This window comes from Xanthomonas sp. BRIP62411 (genome assembly GCF_003993525.1).
Taxonomy (GTDB): domain Bacteria; phylum Pseudomonadota; class Gammaproteobacteria; order Xanthomonadales; family Xanthomonadaceae; genus Xanthomonas; species Xanthomonas euroxanthea.
The window spans coordinates 129871-145384 of sequence record NZ_QEZI01000014.1 but is presented as its reverse complement, the minus strand read 5'-3'; the positions used below and the strand labels follow the sequence as shown (position 1 = coordinate 145384).

Sequence of the window (15514 nt, the reverse complement as noted above, 5' to 3'; positions counted from 1 at the left end):
CCAGCGTCAGCGCAGCATCACGGCGCTGCTGGCGGCGACGTCAGCGGCTGCCACCGGCGGTGGTGACCGCGCGCTTTTCCAGCGCTTCACGCAACTGCGCCGGCGGCAGGTAGCCACCCAGCTGGGTGCCGTCCGGGGCGAAGATCGCCGGGGTGCCGTTGACGCCCAGGCGCTGGCCCAGCGTGTATTCCATCGACACCGGGTTCTTGCAGTCCTTGGCATTGACCGGCTGCCCGGACTTGGCCGCGGTCAGCGCCTGCTTGCGGTCGGCGGCGCACCACACCGCGATCATTTCCTTGTGGTCCTGGCTGCCCAGGCCCATGCGCGGAAACGCCAGGTATTCCACCGCGATGCCCTGCTTGTTGAGCTCGCCGATCTCGCTGTGCAGCTTGCGGCAGTAGCCGCATTCCACGTCGGTGAACACCGTCACGGTGTATTTGGGGTTTGCCGGCGCAAACACGATGCGGTCGGCCTTGGGCACGGTCTCCAGCTGCTTGCGGCGGTAGGCCAGCAGGCCCGGGCTGGCAGCGAACTGCTTGTTCTGGATGTCGAACGGCTGCGCCTGGATCAGGTAACGGCCGTCGTCGCTGACGTACAGCACCTGCCCGCCGACCACCACTTCGCGGAAACCGGGAAACGGCGCTGCGCCGATGTAGTCCGGCTTGAAATCCGGATCCAGCGCCTTGAGCGCAACGCTCACACGCTGGTCCACGTTGCCCGCGGCGGCGGCGGGGGCGGCAGCAGCGGCTGGCTTGGCGCCGGCGTTGCTTGCCGCAGGCTGCGAGGATTGCGCGCAGGCGGTAAGGCTGAGTGCGCCCAGCAGCGCGGCGATGGCAAGACGATACATTCACGCATCCAGTGGAATGGGGTGCCTGGATTCTCGCACAGCGCAGATGAAGCCAGACAGCGGCTGAAACGCTTTCTTCTTTCTCTGGACCGTTGCCTCGCCTGCGGCGCACCCGCTATCACCCGCGCGGGTGATGGGCGGCATGCAGCTTCTGCAGGTGCTGACGCGCAACCAGCGTATAGATCTGGGTGGTGGACAGCGAACTGTGCCCGAGCAGCATCTGCAGCGCGCGCAGGTCCGCGCCGTGGTTGAGCAGATGGGTGGCAAAGCTGTGCCGCAGCCCGTGCGGGCTGACCGTGGCGGGGTCGATCCCGGCCACCGCCGCATAGCGTTTGACCAGCGCCCAGAACTGCTGGCGGCTGGGTGGCTGCCGCGCCGCATCGATGAACAACGGCACCTGCCCGTCCACCGCTGCCACCGCCTTGTGGCTGGCCAGCAGCGGGCGCGCCTGGCTCAGATAGCGCTCCAGCCAGTGCTGGGATTCCTCGCCCAACGGCACCAGACGCTCCTTGCTGCCCTTGCCGGTGACCCGCAGCACGCCCTGGCGCAGGTTGACCCCCACCGCCGGCAGGTTGACCAGTTCGCTGACGCGCAGGCCGGCCGCATACATCAGCTCGAGCATCGCGCGGTCGCGCAGGCCCAGCGGCGTGGCGATATCGGGCGCGGCCAGCAGCGCCTCGATCTGCGTCTCGGTCAGCGCCTTGGGCAGCGAGCGCGGCAGGCGTGGCGGGTCCAGCAATGCGGTAGGGTCGTCGCCGCGCACGCCGTCGCGCAGACACAGGCCGTAGAACGCACGCAGGGTCGACAGCAGCCGGGCATTGCTGCGCGGCGAATAGCGCGCCTCGGTGCGCCAGCGCAGATAGTCGAACAACACCGCCCGATCGACACCCAGCAAGCCGCCGCCGGCACCGTCGCGCCAACGCGCCAGCCCTTCCAGGTCGCGCCGGTAACTGTCCAGAGTCTGCCGCGCCACGCCCTGCTCGGCCCACAACCGGTCCAGAAAGCGTTCGATGGCGGCGGCATCGGCGGCCTGCACCGGCGGCAGGTGTTGCGCCAGTTGGCGGCGTTCGGCAGGACTGCTGGCTGACATCGCAACAGCATAGAGCGTGGCATGCGTTTTGCGGCGCGCCATGTCAGCCAGGAGCGGGATTTGGCAACGCAGACTGCCTCGATCGGCCACACGCCACGTGGCTCTCAGCTCAACACCCAGGCCCCGCCTGGCACGGGATTGCCGCAGCGCGACGTTGCTCGCTCGCCTGCGCCGGCTATGCTCGCAGCATGACTTCGCCCCCCGCACCGCGCAGCGCGCGCGCACCTGCCCTGGTGGTCTGGCGACTGCTGGCCATGTGCTACGACGCCTGGCCGGTGCTCGCGCTGTGGATGCTGATCTCCGCCGCGTTCACGTTGGGATTTACGCTTGCCGGGCATCCGGCCCGCGAAAACATTGCCCCCTTCAGCGGCTGGCAATGGCTGTTGTGGCTGTGCTGCTGGATCGCGGCCGGGGTCTACGCCACCGTCAGCTGGCGGCGGGGTGGCCAGACCCTGGGCATGCGCCCGTGGCGCTTGTCGCTGGTCGGGCCGCAAGCCTCGTGGCGCGTACTGTGGATCCGCTATGCCGTCGGCACGCTGTCGCTGGCCCTGGCTGGCGCGGGATTCTGGTGGGCCTGGCTGGACCGCGATCGGCTGGCCTGGCACGACCGTGCCAGCGGCACCCGGCTGCAGCGCACGCCCAAGCGCTGAAACGCCCGGGCCGGCAGCTTGCCGACCTCCCCGGCAGGCAGTGCTGGAATGGGGCCGCCATGCAAAGCCCTGGCAGCCACACGCGCAAACCGGTACCACCGTTTAGCGCAGGCAGCGCACGGTTCCGAAGACGCTGAACCGGCGCAGCCGCGTCAGCTGCTGCGCCGTCGGAACAACCACACCGACACGCCCAGCATCACCATCGGCGGCAGCGCATAGGCGATGCGGTAGTCCAGCTTGAGGGCACCGGCCATGCGGCCGAAGAACAGCTGCAGCAGCCAGAACCCCAGCGCGAACAGGATGCCCAGGAACAGGCGCTTGCCCAGCCCGCCGCTGCGCAGCGAACCGAACGAGAACGGGATCGCCGCCATGCACAGCGCCAGCACGTTGAGCGGGTAGAACCAGCGGCTCCAGTACTGATCTTCGTAGTCGCGCGCATCCAGGCCGTTGCGGCGGCGGTATTCGATGCTCTGCTGCAGATCGCGCGCAGACAGGTTGCGCGGCTTGGCCAGCCCGGCCGCCAGCGCTGCCGGGCTGAGCTGCGACTGCCACGCCAGCTCGGGGAAGGTTTCGCGCTGCACCGAGCGTTCCTGGAAGGTATCGCGGCGCACCTGGCGCAGCGTCCAGGTCCCGTTGCGGTTCTCGGCCAGCGCCGCGTAGGTCAGCTGCGCCAGACGGCCGCCGGCATCGAGGTGATACAGCCGCACATCGTGCAGATCCAATGCGGTGCCGCCGCCGTCGAGCAGCTTCTCTTCGCCGCTCAGCGCATTGAGGAAGGTGTCGCCCTCGCGCGCCCACAGGCCGGAATAGCGCGCCATTGCCATGTCGCTGTTGTAGCGGGCGCTGGTTTTCAGGGTATCGGCCTGGTTCTGTGCCCACGGCCCCACGGTCTCGCCGCTGATCACCATGGTGGCGGTCAGCAGCGCCATGGCCGCCACCACCGAAGCCGACATGCGCTTGCGCGACACGCCGAGTGCGCGCAGCGCGGTGAGTTCGGACGTCGCCGCCAGCTGGCCCAGGCCCATCAAGGCGCCGATCACCGCAGCGGTCGGAAACAAGGTGTAGGCCCGGCGCGGCACCGTGTAGGCCACATACGCGATCGCGTGTCCAAAGGTGTAGGCACCCTGGCCGATGTTCTTGGCCTCGCTGGCAAAGGCATTGACCAGGTCCAGGCCCAGCAGCACCGCCCACGTGAGCAGCACGGTGAACAGCACCGCACGCCCGACGTACCAGTCATGCACCCGCGGCATCAGCCTCATGCGCGCACCCTCGGCCGCCGCACGCGGCCATCGCGCGCATACGCCCAGATCGCCACCGCCAGCAGCGGCAAGGTCAGCCACCACAGACCGAGCGCAGCCGGGGTCTTGCCATTGGCGATCCACTGGGTGCCGACGATCATCAGATTGGTACCCACCATGTAGGCCAGGAAGGCCAGCATGATCCGGCCGTAACGCTGTTGCCGCGGCGCGCTGCGCGACAGCGGCAGGGTCAGCAGCGCGAAGGCCAGCGCCAGCAACGGCGGCGCCAGGCGCTCATGCAGCTGCGCGCGCGCCGCCGGGCGCTGGTCCGAGAGCAGCTGCGTGGTCCACATCACTTCCGGATCGTTGGCATCGTGCACCTGGGCCCGGTCGGGCAAGGCCACGTCGTTGCTGGCGAACTTCATCAAACGGTAGTCCAGGGTGTTGCCGGCGGCCGGGCCTTCGATGCGGTAGCCGTCCTCCAGGCGCAGGTAACGGTCGGCCTTGCCTTCGAAGAACATCGCGCCGCGGTCGGCGGTGACCACGTCGATGCGGTCGTCCTTCTGGCGCTGCAGGAACACCTTGCCCAGGCCCTTGCCGTCGGCCGAGATCGTGGTCAGGTAGACCACCCCGCCGCCGGACAGCGGCGTGAACTTGCCCGATTCCAGGCCGGCCATCACGATGCTGCGGTTGGCGTCCTCCAGCATGGTCTCGGCGGTGCGGCTGGCCCAGGGGCCCAGCCACAGCGAGCACAACCCGATCACCACCACGACCGGCACCACCAGCATCAACATCGGCCGCAACATGCGCCGCGGGCCCACGCCGATGGCGGTGATGACCGCCATTTCTGAATCGCGGTACAGCCGCGCCAGTGCCAATAACAGCCCCAGCATCAGCGCCAGCGGCAGGATGATCGGCAGGTACGCCACGAATTGCAGGCCCACCTGGGACAGCAGCAAGCGAGCAGGGATGCGGCCATCGGCGATATTGCCGAGGATATCCACCAGCACACCGCCCACGCTGACGACCAGCAGCACGATCAAGGTGGCCAGGAAGCTCTGGGTGAAATCGCTAAGCAGGTATCGATCGAGCTTCGGCATGGGGTGGGCTTGTTTTAAACTCTCGGATTCGTTCGCGGCGGCGCCAGCCTAGTCCGGTTGGCGTAAACAGCCCGCGATTGTACGGATTTGCCTACGGAATCTGATCAATGGCCCTGCAATTCACCCTGAACCAAGACGCGCCGGCAAGCGCCGCCGTCGACTGCATCGTGGTTGGCGTGTTCGCCGACAAGACCCTGTCGCCCGCCGCCCAGGCGCTGGACAGTGCCAGCCAGGGCCGTCTGACGGCCCTGGTGGCACGTGGCGACGTGGCTGCCAAGACCGGCAGCACCAGCCTGCTGCACGACCTGCCGGGCGTTGCTGCCCCGCGCGTGATGGTGGTGGGCCTGGGCGAGGCCGGCAAGTTCGGCGTGGCGCCGTACCTCAAGGCGGTGGGCGATGCGACCCGCGCGCTGAAGACCGGCCCGGTCGGCACCGCCCTGCTCACCCTGACCGAATTGCCGGTCAAGGCGCGCGACAGCGCCTGGAACATCCGCCAGGCGATCATCGTCAGCGACCATGCCGCCTACCGCTACACCGCCACGCTGGGCAAGAAGAAGGTCGACGAGACCGGCCTGACCACGCTGGCGATCGCCGGCGACGACACCCGTGCCCTGGCCGTGGGCGTGGCCACCGCCGAGGGCGTGGAATTCGCCCGCGAGCTGGGCAACCTGCCGCCGAACTATTGCACCCCGGCCTACCTGGCCGAGACCGCGGCCGCCTTCGCCGGCAAGTTCCCCGGCGCCGAGGCCGAGATCCTGGACGAGACGCAGATGGAGTCGCTGGGCATGGGCTCGCTGCTGTCGGTGGCGCGTGGCTCGGCCAACCGCCCGCGGCTGATCGTGCTGAAGTGGAACGGCGGCGGCGACGCGCGCCCCTATGTGCTGGTCGGCAAGGGCATCACCTTCGACACCGGCGGCGTCAACCTCAAGACGCAGGGCGGCATCGAGGAAATGAAGTACGACATGTGCGGCGGCGCCAACGTCATCGGCACCTTCGTGGCCACGGTCAAGGCCGAGCTGCCGATCAACCTGGTGGTGGTGGTGCCGGCGGTGGAGAACGCCATCGACGGCAATGCCTATCGCCCCTCCGACGTGATCACCAGCATGTCCGGCAAGACCATCGAGGTCGGCAATACCGACGCCGAAGGCCGCCTGATCCTGTGCGATGCGCTGACCTACGCCGAGCGCTTCAACCCCGAAGCCCTGGTGGACGTGGCCACGCTGACCGGCGCCTGCATGGTGGCGCTGGGCCACCAGACCGCCGGCCTGATGAGCAAGCACGACGACCTGGCCAACGAACTGCTGGCCGCCGGCGAGCACGTGTTCGACCGCGCCTGGCGCCTGCCGCTGTGGGACGAGTACCAGGGCCTGCTGGATTCCACCTTCGCCGACGTCTACAACATCGGCGGCCGCTGGGGCGGCGCGATCACCGCCGGCTGCTTCCTGTCGCGCTTCACCGAGAACCAGCGCTGGGCACATCTGGACATCGCCGGCGTCGCCAGCGACGAAGGCAAGCGCGGCATGGCCACCGGACGCCCGGTGGGGCTGTTGACGCAGTGGTTGCTGGACCGCGCCGCAGGTGGGAATTGAGAATCGGGAATAGGGAATCGTGAAATCCCTTTCCTCTCAGTCACCGCCGCGACCTTCGAGGTCGCGGCGATGCCGTGACCATTCCCGATTCCCCTCTCCCGATTCCCTGCCCTGATGCCCCGTGCCGACTTCTACCTGATCGCCAAACCGCGCTTCCTCAACGAACCGCTGCGGCTGGTCTGCGAGCTGGCGCGCAAGGCCAACGACGCCAACCTGCCTACGCTGATCCTGGCGCGCGACGCTGCGCAGGCCGAGGCATTGGACGACCTGCTGTGGGCATTCGACGACGAGGCCTACATTCCGCACCAGATTGCCGGCACCGACGAGGAAGACGAGCTGGCGCCGGTACTGATCGCCTCGCCGGAGTTCGATGCTCCCTCGCGCCCGCTGGTGATCAACCTGCGCGACGATCCCTACCTGGGCGCCTGCGACCGCGTGCTGGAAGTCGTCCCCGCCGACCCGGCGGCCCGCGAACCGCTGCGCGAACGCTGGAAGCAGTACAAGGCCCTGGGCCTGGAACTGACCAAGTACGACATGTGAGAGGGGCGGGGATTGGGGAGTTGGGATTGGGGATTCGTAAAAGCAGATTTTTTGCGTCTCCGAGGACTGCATCCAACGACTAATCCCAAACGGCCGACCTTCGCTCCACGGCACCACCACTGACGTTGATGACTGGATGCCGGCGGTTCTCGCCGGCCCCATGACGCAACCAATCCCGAATCCCGAACAACGAATCCCCGCCCCACTATGACCACCCTCGCCTCCAGCTACGACCCCTCTTCCTTCGAATCGCGCCTGTACGCGCAGTGGGAGGCTGCCGGGTATTTCGTGCCGTCCGGCCAGGGTGAGCCGTATACGGTGCTGCTGCCGCCGCCGAATGTGACCGGTACGCTGCACATGGGCCATGCGTTCCAGCAGACGTTGATGGATGCGTTGGTGCGCTATCACCGCATGCGTGGCTTCGACACGCTGTGGCAGGTGGGCACCGACCATGCCGGCATCGCCACCGAGATGGTGGTGTCGCGCAACCTGGCGCTGGAAGGCAAGGGCGAAACGCGCGACTCGCTGGGGCGCGAGGGCTTCATCGCCAAGGTGTGGGAGTGGAAGGCCGAATCCGGCGACACCATCGAGCGCCAGATGCGCCGCCTGGGCACCTCCAGCGACTGGTCGCGCAGCACCTTCACCATGGACCCGCAGCCGTCGGCCGCGGTCAACGAAGCGTTCGTGCGCTGGTACGAGCAGGGCCTGATCTATCGCGGCCAGCGCCTGGTCAACTGGGACCCGGTGCTGAAGACCGCGATCTCCGACCTGGAGGTGGAAAACGTCGAGGAAGACGGCTTCCTCTGGTCGATCCGCTATCCGCTGGCCGATGGCGTGACCTACGAGCACGTCGAGCACGATGCCGACGGCGCCGAGACGCTGCGCGAGACCCGCGATTACCTGGTGGTCGCCACCACGCGCCCGGAGACCATGCTGGGCGATACCGCGGTGATGGTGCATCCGGAAGACCCACGCTATGCCACGCTGCACGGCGCCCGCATCGTGCTGCCGCTGACCGGCCGGCAAGTGCCGGTGATCACCGACGACTATGTCGACCGCGCCTTCGGCACCGGCGTGGTCAAGGTCACGCCTGCGCATGACTTCAACGATTACCAGGTGGGTGTGCGGCACGAGTTGCCGCTGATCAACCTGTTCACCGTCACCGCCACCATCAACGAGAATGCGCCGGAGCGGTACCGCGGCCTGGATCGTTACGACGCACGCAAGCTGGTGCTGTCCGAACTGGAAGACCTGGGCGTCTTGGTCGAAACCAAGCCGCACAAGCTGCAGGTGCCGCGCGGCGACCGTACCGGCCAGGTGATCGAGCCGTATCTCACCGACCAGTGGTTCGTGAAGATGGACGCGCTGGCCAAGCGCGGCCTGGAGCTGGTCGAAAGCGGCCAGGTCAAGTTCGTCCCGCCGAACTGGATCAATACCTATCGCCACTGGATGGAGAACATCCAGGATTGGTGCATCAGCCGTCAGCTGTGGTGGGGGCATCGCATTCCGGCGTGGTTCGACGAGGCAGGCAAGTGCTATGTCGGCCATGACGAAGCCGAGGTGCGCGCGAAACACGGCCTGGGTGCCGACGTCGCGCTGCACCAGGACAGCGACGTTCTGGAAACCTGGTTCTCCTCGCAACTGTGGCCGTTCTCCACGCTGGGCTGGCCGGACGCGAACGCGATGGCCGAGCGCGGTTTCGCGCGCTATCTGCCGTCGTCGGTGCTGGTCACCGGCTTCGACATCATCTTCTTCTGGGTGGCGCGCATGATCATGGCCACCGACAGCTTCACCGGCCAGGTGCCGTTCCGCGATGTCTATATCACCGGCCTGATCCGCGATGCGCAGGGCCAGAAGATGTCCAAGTCCAAGGGCAACGTGCTCGACCCGCTGGACATCATCGACGGCATCAGCATCGAAGACCTGGTTGCCAAGCGCACCACCGGGCTGATGCAGCCACGCATGGCCGAGAAGATCGAAAAAGCCACGCGCAAGGAGTTCCCGGACGGCATCATCGCCCATGGTGCCGACGCGCTGCGCTTCACCATCGCCGCACTCGCCACGCATGGCCGCGACATCAAGTTCGATCTGGGCCGCGCCGAAGGCTACAAGAACTTCTGCAACAAGCTGTGGAACGCCACGCGCTTTGTGCTGATGAACACCGAAGGCGCGCGCTTTGCCGGCGTGCCGCAGCCGCGTACCGAAGCCGAGCAATGGATTCTGGCGCGCCTGGACAAGGTGACTGCAGAAACCCACGCACACTACGCCAGCTACCGCTTCGATCTGCTGACGCAATCGCTGTACGAGTTCGCCTGGAATGCGTTCTGCGACTGGTTCGTCGAACTGGCCAAGCCCGCGCTCAACGGCCAGGACAGCGAGGCAGCCGCCAGCACGCGCCACACACTGCTGTACGTGCTCGAAGCGCTGCTGCGCCTGCTGCACCCACTCACCCCGTTCGTCACCGAGGAACTGTGGCAGCAGGTTGCACCGCGCCTGGGCATCAGCGCCGCCACGATCTCGTTGCAGGCATTCCCGCAGGCCGGCGATGTCGACACTGCGGGCTACACCAGCGCAGAGGCGGATGTCGAATGGCTGCAGTCGATGGTGTCGGCACTGCGTCGTGTGCGCAGCGAGTTGAACGTACCGCCGTCCAAGCAGGTGCGCCTGCTGCTGCAAGCCGGCACTGCCGACGATCGCGCCCGTGTCGGCCGCTTCGCCTCGCAGCTGTCGTTCCTGCTCAAGCTCGAAGCGATCGACTGGCTCGACGCCGGCCAGGACACACCGCCGTCGGCCACGGCCATCGTCGGCGAGCTGACCCTGCTGGTGCCGCTGGAAGGCCTGGTCGACATGGATGCCGAACGCACGCGCCTGGACAAGGAAATCAAACGCGTGGAAGCCGAGATCGGCAAGTGCAATGGCAAGCTGGGCAACGCCACCTTCGTGCAGAACGCACCGGCCGTGGTGGTCGAGCAGGAACGCGCGCGCCTGAACGACTGGACCACGCAGCTGACCGGCCTGCGCGAGCAACGCGCCAAGCTCTAGGACCGCCAATCACTGTTGGCCGGGACGGGGTCAACAGCCTGGTTAGTCGAGGGCGCGGTGCCCTCACCGCGTGCGCGACACGCCGTGAACCCGCCCCTGGGAGCTCGGTGGCGGCATCCATGCCGCCACACAGTCCCGCAACCGGCAAGGACACCGCACCAGAGAGTTGGTCGGCGCTCATCTGAAAAGCTGTCTGTCGTGCGGTGTGCATTAGACGCGGGGCCGATACGTCACGATCGAACAGGGCGCATCCAGCACTGCTCTTCCATGCACACCGACCGTCTCGACTGGCCCTTGCCCGGCCATCGTCGCGGGACCTTGAGCGGCATGGATGCCGCGCCAGAGCCTACAAGGACGTACTTGCGGCGTGTCCCGCGATGGTGGGCGGGCAAGGGCCGCGCAGCCAACGCGCAGCGTCGAGTGCGCTGTGCCCTCACTAGACAGTTGGTCGGCGCTCATCTGAAAGCTGTCTGTCGCGCGGTGCGCATCAGACGTGGAGGCGATGCTTCACGATCGAACAAGGCGCATCCAGCACCGCTCTTACCATGCACACCGACCATCTCGCTTGGTCCTTGCCCGCTCACCGTCGCGAGACCTTGAGCGGCATGGATGCCGCGCCAGAGCCTACATGGACGTACTTGCGGCGTGTCCTGCGATGGTGGGCGGGCAAGGGCCCTGCAGCCAAGGCGCAGCGTCGAGTGCGCTGTGCCCTCACCAGACAGTTGGTCGGCGCTCATCTGAAAGCTGTCTGTCGCGCGGTGCGCATCAGACGTGGAGGCGATGCTTCACGATCGAACAAGGCGCACCCAGCACTGCTCTACGTTACGTACCGACCATCTCGACTGGTCCTTGCCGGCCCACCGTCGCGGGACCCTGAGCGGCATGGATGCCGCGCCGGAGCCTACATGGACGTACTTGCGGCGTGTCCCGCGATGGTGGGCCGGCAAGGGCCCTGCAGCAAACTCGCAGCGTCGAGTGCGCGGTGCCCTCACCGCTTGCGGGACACGCCGTGAACCTGTCCCTGGGGGCTCGGTGGCGGCATCCATGCCGCCACACGGTCCCGCAACCGGCAAGGACACCGCGCCAGACAGTTGGTCGGCTGCTTTACTGAAAACCATGCACACCGATCATCTCGACTGGTCCTTGCCCGCCCACCGTCGCGGGACCTTACGCGGCATCGATGCCGCGTAATGGTGGGCGGGCAAGGGCCCTGCATGGATCCTACGCCCGGCTGCGCAGAGAACTGAAGACGCGTGATGCTGCGCGCACGCGCCACGGCGTCGAAACAGCGTATGTCGCCGGACAATGAGACATCGATAAGGACATTACGCAAACGCACAACGCCCACAGTGCTGCGGGCGTTATGGAAAGACGTGCAACGCTGCACGCATCGCGGCGTTGCGTACCGCAGGGGCCTTACAGCTTGCCCGCCCCGGCCTTTGCCTTGACGTCTGCCGCCACCTTGGTGGCGGCCAGCAGGCTGTAGGTATACGGCGGCTTCCAGCCGATGTTGCTGTTCCACGAGCAATTCAGCGCCTTGCCGTTGATCAGCGAACCCTGGTCACGATACACGCTGCCCTTGTAGTCGCCGGCGATCTTGTCGCAGCTGCTCACACCACCGATGTCGAACGCATTTGCAGTACCCGTCTTGCGGGCACTGCATTTGCGTGGTGCCTTGATAAGGCTTACAGCTTTCCGGCGCCGGCCTTCGCCTTGACGTCCGCAGCGACCTTGTCGGCCGACAGCAGGCTATAGGTGTAAGGCGGGGTCCAGCCGATGTTGCTGTTCCACGAGCACGTCAGCGCCTTGCCGTTGAGCAGTGAGCCTTGATCGCGATAGACGCTGCCGACGTAGTCGGCCGCAATCTTGTCGCAGCTGCTCACTCCACTGATGTCGAACACGTTGCGCTCGGAGAAGATCTTCGACTCCTTGCCCACGCCATGGGCGTGCGAGAACTTGTAGACCGGATGGGTGGTGCTGCCGACGTGGTAGTTGTTGTACAGATGCACCTGCCCGAAGCGCACCCGCGGTGCGCGTGCAGAGATGTTCTCGAACAAGGTGTTATGGATGGTCACCTTGAGCTTGCCGCTGTCGGTGCTGGAGGCGCTGTCGCTGGAACCGATCAGGTCGTTCTTCTCGTGCGACTTGAACGCCGAGTAGGAAATGGTGACGAAGTTGGCGCCCTTCTTGACGTCCATCGCGCCATCGTGATGCTGCTTGGGACGGCCGTTGGCGGTGCCGTTCTGATCGTCGGTACGACGACCGTCGGTGAAGGTGACATGGTCCACCCACACATTGGTTGCGCCCTCGACCGTCAGGCCGTCGTACTCGGCATTCCAGTTGCCGGCGCTGCCGTCATCCGGGTCCCAGACCGGCTGCGGATCCCACGGATTTTCGATGGTGAGATTGCGGATGATGACGTCGTTGGCCTTGACGTAGAAATAGCCTTCGCGGATCTCCGCATTGCTGGTGATGCCGATCAGCGTGGTCTTGGTGGGGATGTCCAACCGCGCGCGGCTCTTCATGTCCGAGGTCGTGGTGTACGGCTTGCCTTCGCTGATGTCGATGATGCCGCTGATCTTGATGATGCGCCCGTTGCTGCCCACGCTGGCTTTCAGCGCGCTCTTCAGCTCGGCGGCAGTCTTGACCGTGTAGATGTTGGCTGCGGCCGCTTTGGAACCGCCTTTGGTCCCTCCGTTCTGTGTTGCCCAACCAGTGGTTGCAACTTCCAGTGCAGGATCGGCGCAGGCAACGCCAACAACCAGCAACGACCCGACAAACAGCGACGCGGCGGCCGCCGTTGAAAATTTCGGCTTCATCTTGATCTCTCCCTCGGATAGGTTCGATGCGCCGCGCGGCGGCACACCCCTCGTCTAGCAGGCGCGGAACATACTTTTCATCTTTGTAATGTTCAGTTCCGCGACGCCGATACTAGGAGCATCGCAATGGCTTGTATCTAGCCGATGTATCGATGTGCACGCGCAGTCACGCAAACGGTTGCGGGACATCCAGGAGAAGACAAAACGCTGTAATCAAGACATGCGGGGACAGGCATGAGGACACTGCAGCGCAGCATGCTCTGCAGTGCAACGCAGACCGACACAGCTCCAGCACGGTGTGCCGCCGCCATCACATGCATGCATGTTTTTTTTCGGCGCGCACGGCAATTGCATCGCTATCGCAGTGCGCCTGGCACATGGACACAGTCGATTGGCGCTGCTGGAAACCACGGGTGGCACGTGGCGGCATGATCACCGTCGCGGCTGCAGGTGCGCCCTGCCGGATGGCGCCGTGCAGGCGACACCTCGTGCGATGCAAATGGAAAAACATTCACCCTGTTGCGATCGATTGCAGCGATGCACAACAGCTCGGCGCACAGCGGGTGCATTGCCTGATGAACTGATTGTGGTGCATCACCACAACGCCGCTTCGGGGCGAAACAGCAAAGCGCCAGCACGGTCGCCTGGCGGCTATGCAGGAGCCGGGGTGGTGTCTCGGGTCGTGACGCGTGCCTCACCGATGCAACCGCGCGACGCGTATCAGGTGCGTCGGGGCAGAACCAGCCGGACGCGGGAGAACGCTTCCATCAGCCTCGGCCGATGAGGCTCAGGAGAACCCTTCGAAGGACAACTCGATTGCCATCACCAGCGCATCTTCGCGGCCGGTATTGGAGGGGTAGTAGCGTGGGCGCCGCCCGATCTCATTGAAGCCTTCGGAGTGATACAGCGCAATCGCCGACGGATTGGACGGGCGTACTTCCAGAAACGCGCGCCGCGCGCCGCGATCGCAGGCACCCTTGATCAGCGCGCGCAACAGCACGCGGCCATGCCCGCGGGATTGCGCCTCCGGTGCGATGCAGACATTGAGCACGTGCGCCTCGTCGGCAGCGATGCTGATCACTCCGTAGCCAATGACCTGCCCGCCCTGCTCCATCACCCAGCCCGGATAGCCGGCCTGCAGGCAGTCGCGAAAGATGCTGCGCGTCCACGGGAACGGATAGGCCCGATGTTCGATGTCCATCACCACATCCAGATCGCTCTCGCGCATGGCGCGCAGCGAGGTGGGCAGCGGCGCGTTCAGGGCGCTCATGCCGGGTTCCGACGCCGCCGCAGCGCGCGCAGTTGCGGCCACAGCGCGCGCTTGGCGGCCGGGTTGCCGCGCAGCTCGGCCAGCGGCCAGGACGCCATCAAGGCTTGCGTATTCGGATCGCCGGGGTTGCAGCCGGAGGCGCGCAGCAACGCCATCTGCAGGCGATCGGGCATGCCGACCCGGCTGCGCCGCGGCGGCGCTGCCGGCGCAGTCGTGACTGCATCCGGCGCGTGGGCCGGCGCTACCGGTGCGCTGCGGCGGACCGCCGGCGCTACCGCTGGCGCCGGCATTGGTGGCGTGCGCTCCACGCGCGGCGGTGCGGCCGCCGGCGCGCGCTCCATCGTCTCCTCAGGCACCGCCGCCGCGTCCACGGTGTCGCGATCCAGATACACGGTGTGTCCCAACGCCTGCAGATACGACACCTGCAGATCGGACCACATCGGCTCGGAGGCCAATTGACTCATGGCATCTGGCTCATGGCAGCTCGGGCGTACGCCGCCAGCGCCGCCACAGCCACATCACCGGCCCGGACAGTGCATACAGCACGCCGATCACCAGCAGCGAACGGGCCAGATCGATCACAAGCAGCGCGATCACCACCGTGGCGATCGCCAGCGCCAGGAACGGCACACGGTCGGCACGCGGACCACGCGCGCCGCCCTTGAAACTCCAGAACCGGATCCGGCTGACCATCAGCAAGGCCGATACCACCGTGACCGCCAGCGCCAGGTAACGCAGCTGCTCGCCATCGAAACCCAGGCTGTCGTCGGCAAACGCCCAGACGAAGGACATCATCAAGCCGGCGGCGGCCGGGCTGGCCAGGCCGATGAACCAGCGCTTGTCGACCACCCCCACTTGCGTGTTGAAGCGCGCCAGGCGCAGTGCCGCGCAGGCCGCATACAGAAACGCGGCCGACCAGCCGACCCGGCCCATCACGTTGCTGTCGTACTTCAGCGCCGACAGCGACCAGTGATACATCACCAGCGCCGGGGCCATGCCGAAGCTGACCAGATCGGCCAGCGAGTCGTACTGCACGCCGAACTCGCTGCTGGTATTGGTCAGGCGCGCGACCCGGCCGTCCAGCCCGTCCATCACCGCGGCCACGAACACCGCCATGGCGGCCTGGACGAATTGCCCGTTGGCGGCGGCGATGATGGCGTAGAAACCGGAAAACAGCCCGGCGGTGGTGAACAGGTTCGGCAGCAGGTAGATCGTGCGCGAGCGCGGGGGCGGTCTCATCTCATCCATCCGGCAAGTGTAGGGCCTGAGGTCCATCCGGCGGTAGCGCGCCGGCGGCGTGCAGCCTCACTTGCCAGCGCCGGCCGCGGA

The 15514-nt window shown here is 66.4% G+C and carries 12 protein-coding genes and 1 pseudogene; 4 read left to right on the top strand and 9 right to left on the bottom strand.

Going from position 1 to position 15514, the window contains the following annotated elements; genetic code table 11:
- Positions 1-40: 40 nt before the first annotated feature.
- Together EO139_RS12730 and xerD are read right to left on the bottom strand one after the other, a co-directional pair.
- Positions 41-847 (bottom strand): DsbC family protein, encoded by an 807-nt coding sequence (locus tag EO139_RS12730; protein ID WP_126970915.1) that lies wholly within the window; start codon positions 845-847, stop codon positions 41-43.
- A 118-nt stretch (positions 848-965) separates the two neighbouring features.
- On the bottom strand, positions 966-1937 hold the full coding sequence (gene xerD, locus EO139_RS12725; RefSeq protein ID WP_104585982.1) for a site-specific tyrosine recombinase XerD: 972 nt from the start codon (positions 1935-1937) through the stop codon (positions 966-968).
- Between the two features lie 188 nt (positions 1938-2125).
- On the opposite strand from xerD, the gene EO139_RS12720 reads away from it, so the two are divergent.
- Positions 2126-2587: an RDD family protein gene (locus tag EO139_RS12720; RefSeq protein ID WP_126970913.1), complete on the top strand. Its 462-nt coding sequence runs from the start codon at positions 2126-2128 to the stop codon at positions 2585-2587.
- A 152-nt stretch (positions 2588-2739) separates the two neighbouring features.
- Here EO139_RS12720 and lptG read toward each other — a convergent pair whose 3' ends face one another.
- Positions 2740-3846 carry an LPS export ABC transporter permease LptG gene (gene lptG, locus EO139_RS12715; protein WP_104585972.1) on the bottom strand — a complete coding sequence of 369 codons (1107 nt, stop codon included), beginning with the start codon at positions 3844-3846 and terminating at the stop codon, positions 2740-2742.
- A complete protein-coding gene (lptF, locus tag EO139_RS12710) occupies positions 3843-4925 on the bottom strand; it encodes an LPS export ABC transporter permease LptF (protein ID WP_104585974.1) in 1083 nt (360 codons plus the stop codon). The genes lptG and lptF overlap by 4 nt, the downstream gene beginning before the upstream one ends.
- Before the next feature lie 107 nt (positions 4926-5032).
- On the opposite strand from lptF, the gene EO139_RS12705 reads away from it, so the two are divergent.
- From EO139_RS12705 to EO139_RS12695, 3 genes are all read left to right on the top strand, one after another.
- Complete coding sequence (locus tag EO139_RS12705; protein ID WP_126970911.1) at positions 5033-6514, top strand: leucyl aminopeptidase; 1482 nt, start codon at positions 5033-5035, stop codon at positions 6512-6514.
- A 114-nt stretch (positions 6515-6628) separates the two neighbouring features.
- Complete coding sequence (locus EO139_RS12700; protein WP_104535058.1) at positions 6629-7054, top strand: DNA polymerase III subunit chi; 426 nt, start codon at positions 6629-6631, stop codon at positions 7052-7054.
- 207 nt (positions 7055-7261) lie between these two features.
- Positions 7262-10096, top strand: a complete 2835-nt coding sequence (locus tag EO139_RS12695; RefSeq protein WP_126970909.1) for a valine--tRNA ligase — start codon at positions 7262-7264, stop codon at positions 10094-10096.
- Between the two features lie 1416 nt (positions 10097-11512).
- Here EO139_RS12695 and EO139_RS12675 read toward each other — a convergent pair.
- The 5 genes and pseudogenes from EO139_RS12675 to pssA form a co-directional block, all read right to left on the bottom strand.
- Positions 11513-11725: pseudogene (locus EO139_RS12675) on the bottom strand (pectate lyase); the annotation flags it as partial.
- 56 nt (positions 11726-11781) lie between these two features.
- Positions 11782-12915: a pectate lyase gene (locus EO139_RS12670; RefSeq protein WP_126970905.1), complete on the bottom strand. Its 1134-nt coding sequence runs from the start codon at positions 12913-12915 to the stop codon at positions 11782-11784.
- A 787-nt stretch (positions 12916-13702) separates the two neighbouring features.
- Positions 13703-14185: a ribosomal protein S18-alanine N-acetyltransferase gene (rimI, locus tag EO139_RS12665; RefSeq protein ID WP_164739833.1), complete on the bottom strand. Its 483-nt coding sequence runs from the start codon at positions 14183-14185 to the stop codon at positions 13703-13705.
- Positions 14182-14649, bottom strand: a complete 468-nt coding sequence (locus EO139_RS12660; RefSeq protein WP_104649400.1) for an alanine acetyltransferase — start codon at positions 14647-14649, stop codon at positions 14182-14184. Before EO139_RS12660 ends, rimI begins: the two co-directional genes overlap by 4 nt.
- Before the next feature lie 10 nt (positions 14650-14659).
- Positions 14660-15433: a CDP-diacylglycerol--serine O-phosphatidyltransferase gene (pssA, locus tag EO139_RS12655; protein ID WP_104583307.1), complete on the bottom strand. Its 774-nt coding sequence runs from the start codon at positions 15431-15433 to the stop codon at positions 14660-14662.
- Positions 15434-15514: the final 81 nt, after the last annotated feature.